Source organism: Streptomyces sp. SID5464 (assembly GCF_009862985.1).
In the GTDB taxonomy this organism is placed as follows: Bacteria; Actinomycetota; Actinomycetes; order Streptomycetales; family Streptomycetaceae; genus Streptomyces; species Streptomyces chartreusis_D.
Genome location: NZ_WWIQ01000010.1, coordinates 166,536 through 172,562, shown reverse-complemented (window position 1 = coordinate 172,562; position 6,027 = coordinate 166,536). Strand labels below are relative to the sequence as shown.

Here is a 6,027-nt window from a genome sequence, read left to right as displayed (position 1 = left end):
TCAGCAGGCCGAGCAGGTGCTGGACGACGAGGAAGAGGTGCCGATCGAGCCGCTGGAGGCGCCCATCTCCGGCAGGGCGACGCCGTCGGTGACCTCGAGGGTCTCCAGCTCGTCCGTGTCGAAGCCCTCGAACGCCTTGTCCGCGTCCTGGTTCTTGATGCCGTCGATGCTCATGTCGAAATCCTTCCGGGATCCGTGGTGAGGGTGGGTCAGCAGGCCGAGCAGGTGCTGGAGGACGAGGAGGAGGTGCCGATCGAGCCGCTGGAGGCGCCCATCTCCGGCAGGGCGACGCCGTCGGTGACCTCGAGGGTCTCCAGCTCGTCCGTGTCGAAGCCCTCGAACGCCTTGTCCGCGTCCTGGTTCTTGATGTCCTTGGCGGTCATGTGATTTCCTTCCGTCGATTTCGGGAAGTACCGTGACCGGAATTCCCGGGATCATTGAGGGGTTCACCTTCCGGAATTTCTTTCGCTTCCGTCCGGCTCTGACATCCATATTGCTCGGCCCGTCATCCCGGCGCCAGGGTTTCCGGCCGCCGGCTGACATTTATCACGGGGCGAATGACTTTCCGTCGCCGCCCTGATTTCCGGAGCCGTCGAGCGGAATTGCCCATTCAGGGCTGTTCACCATGTGCCATTCCTCGCCCGGGTCCGCGGGCGGCGCCGTACCCGTGGTCGGCGTGCCCAGCAGGAAGTCGCCGACCGAGGACTCCCGGAGGTAGTCCAGGCCCAGCACGCGGGCGGACAGGTCGGCGTCGCCGTTGCCCAGCCCGCAGGGCGCCAGGCCCATCGCCGTGGCCACCAGGTACATGGTCTGGTAGAGCACCCCGGTGTGCCGCAGCGTCGTCGCGTAGGCCATGGCCCGGTACTTCCACGCCATGCGCTGGAACCGCGAGGTCACCGTGACGAGCACATCGGGGCGCACCTCGAAGCCCACCGAACGGGACGCCACACCCAGCAGCGCCCGCCGGTCCGCCTCCGCGGCGCTGACGAGGACGAGACGGTGCGCGTACGAGTCGTAGTGGTAGACGCCCGGCTCCAGCCCGGCACAGCGCAGCACCGTGACGTACAGCTCCAGTTCGTACAGCGAGCCGCCGCTCGGGTAGGGCCGCGAGACGACCTCGTCCTCGCCGGGCGCGTCCGGGCCGGGAGTGCGGTGCACCCGGACCCGCTGCACCCGGTACAGGAACTCGCCCAGCTCGCGCGCCGTCAACGCCCGCTCCCCGAAGGTGCGGTGGGAGCGGCGGGACTCGACGGCGGCGGTCAGGGACGGGTCGCCGGCGTCGATGTCGGAGCGGCGCGGGCGGTACAGCTCGGTGACGGGGCCGTGCGGCGCTGGCTTCACGGCGGGCTGCGGGTCGATCTCGCCCCGGTAGGGGTAGAGGGCGCCGAAGGCCTCGTCGTAGCGCCCGGAGCGGATGCGCGAGTGGAACAGCAGGTCGTGGAAGTCCCACTGGCGCAGCACCGGATCGGTGTCGGAGCCGAACGTGCCGTCCGCTCCGGCGAGTTCGGCGAAACCGAGGCCGACCAGATGGCACAGGACGTCCAGGGCCTCCGCCTCGCTCAGCCCGGTGACCTCCCCGGCGCTGCCCGCCCGGCCCGGCTGTCCCAGGGCGGCGGCGAGCTCGCGGGCGGCCCGGTCCACGAGCACGGCGCGGAACTTCACCAGGGGTGACTCCAGGACGAGGACTCCTTCGCGCGTACGGCAGAAGGCGAACCGCGAGAGGCGGACGCGCGCGCCGGCGGGCACGTCCGCGACCCGGTGCCCGGCGTCCCGGGCGGTCGGCTCCAACCGGACCAACTCCCGGCGCAGCGGCGGCTCGGCGTGCGTGAGCACGCTGTACGCCAGCAGATGCCCGGCCCGCTCCAGCAGCGCGTCGGCCCGCTCCCGCCCGGCGCCGTCGAGGCCCTCGTACAGCTCCTCGCGCGGCAACGGGCCCTCGGCCAGCCGGTCCAGGACGGTGCGCAGCGGGCCGCGTACCGGGCGCAGGGCGAGGGAGGTGGCGGGCCCCCGGAGCAGGGCGGTGCCCGTGCTGTCGTCGAACGTCACCCGCACGTCGGTGCGCAGCGCCCGGGCGGCGAACCCGGGGGGTTTCTTCGTGGTCGCGGGAATCATCGGGCCTCCGGTACGGACTCGTGTGGATCGACCTGTCGAAATCCACTCTGCGCCCCGCTACACCCCCTCCTCGCTCACCGGCCGCACCGAATGACAGTCACCATTCCCCCTCGTGACCGAGGTCATGGAATGCGTGACAGATGACAGGGACGGACGGCATTCGCTCGGACATTCGGCGCCCAAAGCGCATGCTCGGAACACGAATTCCACCGTCACGCTCACCGGCAGAGAAGGAAAACCTCGTGTTCAGTCGTCGACATGCGATACGTCTCGGTCTCACCACCGGCGCCGTCGGGGCGGTCGGCGCGGCGGGCGGGGTCTTCCGGACGCTCACCGCCGGACAGCCGGCCGCGGCCGCGACCCCGGCAGCCGGGAAGGCCTCCGCGGCCGCACCGGTCGAACCGTTCTCGGTGCCGCTGACGATTCCGCCGGTCCTGGCCCCGTACCGCCGTACCGGAACCGCCGACTTCTACCGCATCACGATGCGCCGCACCGGCGTGGAGATCCTGCCGGGCACCCGCACCGACGCCCTGACCTACAACGGCTCGTTCACGGGCCCCACCATCCGCGCCCGCACCGGCCGGACCACCGTCGTCCAGCAGATCAACGCGCTCGACATGCCGACCTCGGTGCATCTGCACGGCGGCAACAACCCCGTGGCGCACGACGGCGGGATGATGGACACCATCGCGCCCGGCGGCAAGCGGACGTACGTGTACGAGAACGAGCAGCCCGGCGCCACCCTGTGGACGCACGACCACGCGCACCACATGGAGTCCGAGCACGTCTACCGGGGCCTGTCCGGTCTCTACCTGCTGCGGGACCCCGCCGAGGACGGGCTGGGCCTGCCGGCCGGGAAGTACGACGTCCCCCTGGTCCTGCGGGACGCGCAGTTCGACGGCAACGCCCAGCTGGTCTACACGATGGACGACGCGGAGAACCGCACGACCATCCTGGTCAACGGCAGGCCCTGGCCGTACATGAAGGTCGAGGCCCGCAAGTACCGCTTCCGACTGGTCAACTCGTGCAACCTGCGCATCTTCGTCCTGGCGCTGTCCGACGGCTCGGCCACCCAGCACCCCGTGCGGCAGATCGGCACCGACGGCGGTCTGCTCGCCGCCCCCGCCGAGACGCCCGTGCTGGTCCTGTCCCCGGGCGAACGCATCGACTTCGTCGTCGACTTCTCGAAGTACGCGCCCGGCACCAGGCTCACCCTCGCCAACATGCTGGGCCCCGGTCCGACCGAACTCGTCGGCCAGGTCATGCGGTTCGACGTCGGTGAGCGGACCGCCGACAGCAGCCGGGTGCCCGACACCCTCGCCACGCTGCCGGCGCTGCCGAAGCCGACCGTGGAGCGCAGCTTCGAACTCTCCATGGACGAGCCCGGCTCCGGCGGCCACCAGGCGTACATCAACGGCAGGACCTTCGACCCGGACCGCATCGACACCCACATCGAGTGGGGCAGCACCGAGGTGTGGACGGTCACCAACAAGAGCGCCACCGTGCCGCACAACTTCCACACGCACCTGGTGCAGTTCCGCATTCTCGAACGGGACGGGCAGCCGCCGTATCCGGCGGAGACCGGCTGGAAGGACACCGTGCTGCTCTTTCCCGGCCAGACGGCGAAACTCCAGCTCACTTTCGATTCACACCGCGGTGTTTATCCGTACCACTGCCACATGATCGACCACAGCGCCATGGGAATGATGGCGCAAATGAAGATCGCCTGAGTTTTCCGGACCTGAGTTTCCGGGACCTGAGTTTTCCGGAAAGGAGGACCATGACCACCGAAGCAATTCCCAGCCCCTACGCCCGCCGCGTCCTCGCGGCACTGGGCAGGGACCCGACCCGTGTCGTCCTGCACCGGCCGGACACGACGGTGACGGCCGGCGCGCTGCGGGCATCCGTCCTGGGCAGCGCCGCGCTGCTGCACTCCCAGGGCATCCGCCCCGGCACCACCGTCGCCATCCTGACCGGCCCCAACCACCCGCTGATGCTCAGCGCCCGCTACGCCGTCCATCTGCTCGGCGCCACCTCCGTCTACGTCCGCTCGATGAACCCCCGCACGGACACCGAGACGTTCTCGGTCGCCACCCAGACCGGGCTGCTGCGTGACCTCGGTGTGTCGCTGCTGCTCGTGGACGAGGCGGACGAGGAGAGCGCGGCCCGCGGCAGATGGCTGGCGCGGCGGCGGCCCGGCCTGACCGTGCGGGCGATCCCGCGCACGGCGGACGGGCACGACACCGTGCCGCCGGCCCTGTCGCCGAGCCCCGACGACCTGGCCGTCGTCGACTTCACCAGCGGCAGCACCGGGCGGCCCAAGATGGTCGCGCAACGCTACGGCACCCGCGAGCACCTCGTCGGCCGGCTGGCCTCCGGCCTCGATCCGAGGGGACCGGCGACACTGCTGTCCGTCACGCCGGTCAGCCACACCACGGCACCCATGGCGGACGCCGTGCTGTGCGCGGGTGGCACGGTCGTCCTGCACGACGAGTTCGACGCCGACGCGACCCTGACGGCGATCGCCGAACTCGGGGTGACCGACGTGTACCTGGCGGTGCCCCACCTGTACCGCCTGCTCGACCACCCGCTGGTCACGTCGTACGACCTGTCGTCGCTGCGCCGCATCACGTACAGCGGCACCCCGGCCGCGCCCGAGCGGGTCCGGCAGGCGGTCCGGGTCTTCGGCGACGTACTGATCCAGGTGTACGGCACCACGGAGGCGGGCGGCATCAGCAGCCTCACCCCGCTCGACCACCGCGAGCCGGAACTGCTGGGCTCGGCCGGCCGGCCCTTCCCCTGGGTACGCGTCGAGATCCGGGAGCCGGACTCGGGCACACCGCTGGGGCGGGGGCGGAGCGGCGAGATCTGGATCAACTCGCCGACGGTGTCGGCCGGTTACCTCGACGACGCGGAGCTGACCGCGGCGACCTATCGGGACGGCTGGCTGCGCACCGGCGACCTAGGCCACTGGGACCGCTACGGCTATCTCCGGCTGGACGGCCGGGTCGGTGACGTCATCAAGCACGGCGGGCTCAAGCTCGACCCGTCCGCCATCGAGGCGGCCCTGCTGAAGCATCCGCAGGTGCGCCAGGCTGCCGTGTTCGGCGTACGCGACGAGGACCTGGTGGAGCAGGTCCACGCCGCCGTCGAACTCCACTCGGGCGCCGGTCACACCTCCTGCGACCTGCGCGACTACGTCGCAGCCACCCTCACTCCGGAACACGCCCCACTCAGCGTCTCGATCTGGCCCGAACTCCCCCTCACCCCCACGGGAAAGCCGGACCGAACACGGCTGCGGGGCGCCACGGCCCCGATACGAATCCGCCCGACGCCGAAAACACCCCGCACGGAACCCCGGCCCCCGACGGAAGCCACGACCCCCTTGCCCTCGCCGGGCGACCCGGTGCCCTTGCCCTCGCCGGGCGACCCGGTGCCCTTGCCCTCGGCGGGCGGGCCGGTACCTCCGCCCTCCACGGGCGACCGGGTGCCTCCGCTCCCGGCGGACGGCTCGGCGTCCTTGCCTTCGCCGGGTGGCCCGGTGCCTGTGCCCTTGGCGGGCGGCCCGGTACCTGCGCCGCGCGCAGACGGCGTGGCACCCCTGCTCCCGGAGAGCGGTCCGGCACCACCGTCCCCGGCGGGCGGCCCGGCACCTTCGCCATCCGCGGGCGGCCGGGTGCCTCGGCTCCCGGCGGGCGGCTCGGTGCCCTTGCCCCCGGCGGGTGGGCCGGTGCCTCCGCCCTTGGCGGGCGGCCCGGTACCTCTGCCCCGCGCAGATGGCGTGGCACCTCCGCTCCCGGAGAGCGGGCCGGCACCTTCGCCCTCCGCGGGTGGTCCGGTGCCTCCGCTCACGGTGGGCGGCTCGGTGCCCCTGCCTTCGCCGGGTGGCCCGGTGCCTGTGCCCTTGGCGGGCGG

The 6,027-nt window shown here is 71.7% G+C and carries 5 protein-coding genes; 2 read left to right on the top strand and 3 right to left on the bottom strand.

Going from position 1 to position 6,027, the window contains the following annotated elements:
- From GTY47_RS10815 to GTY47_RS10805, 3 genes are all read right to left on the bottom strand, one after another.
- Positions 1-174: a thiazolylpeptide-type bacteriocin gene (locus GTY47_RS10815; RefSeq protein WP_078602759.1), complete on the bottom strand. Its 174-nt coding sequence runs from the start codon at positions 172-174 to the stop codon at positions 1-3.
- A gap of 35 nt (positions 175-209) precedes the next feature.
- On the bottom strand, positions 210-383 hold the full coding sequence (locus GTY47_RS10810) for a thiazolylpeptide-type bacteriocin (RefSeq protein WP_078602758.1): 174 nt from the start codon (positions 381-383) through the stop codon (positions 210-212).
- Positions 384-546: 163 nt separating this feature from the next.
- Complete coding sequence (locus GTY47_RS10805; protein WP_010035536.1) at positions 547-2,112, bottom strand: SagB family peptide dehydrogenase; 1,566 nt, start codon at positions 2,110-2,112, stop codon at positions 547-549.
- Positions 2,113-2,354: 242 nt separating this feature from the next.
- On the opposite strand from GTY47_RS10805, the gene GTY47_RS10800 reads away from it, so the two are divergent.
- Entirely contained in the window at positions 2,355-3,842 is a 1,488-nt protein-coding gene (locus GTY47_RS10800) for a multicopper oxidase domain-containing protein (RefSeq protein WP_010035534.1), read from the top strand.
- A gap of 50 nt (positions 3,843-3,892) precedes the next feature.
- Positions 3,893-6,027 (top strand): fatty acid--CoA ligase family protein (locus GTY47_RS10795; protein WP_010035532.1); only part of this gene is annotated, 2,135 nt, incomplete at its 3' end.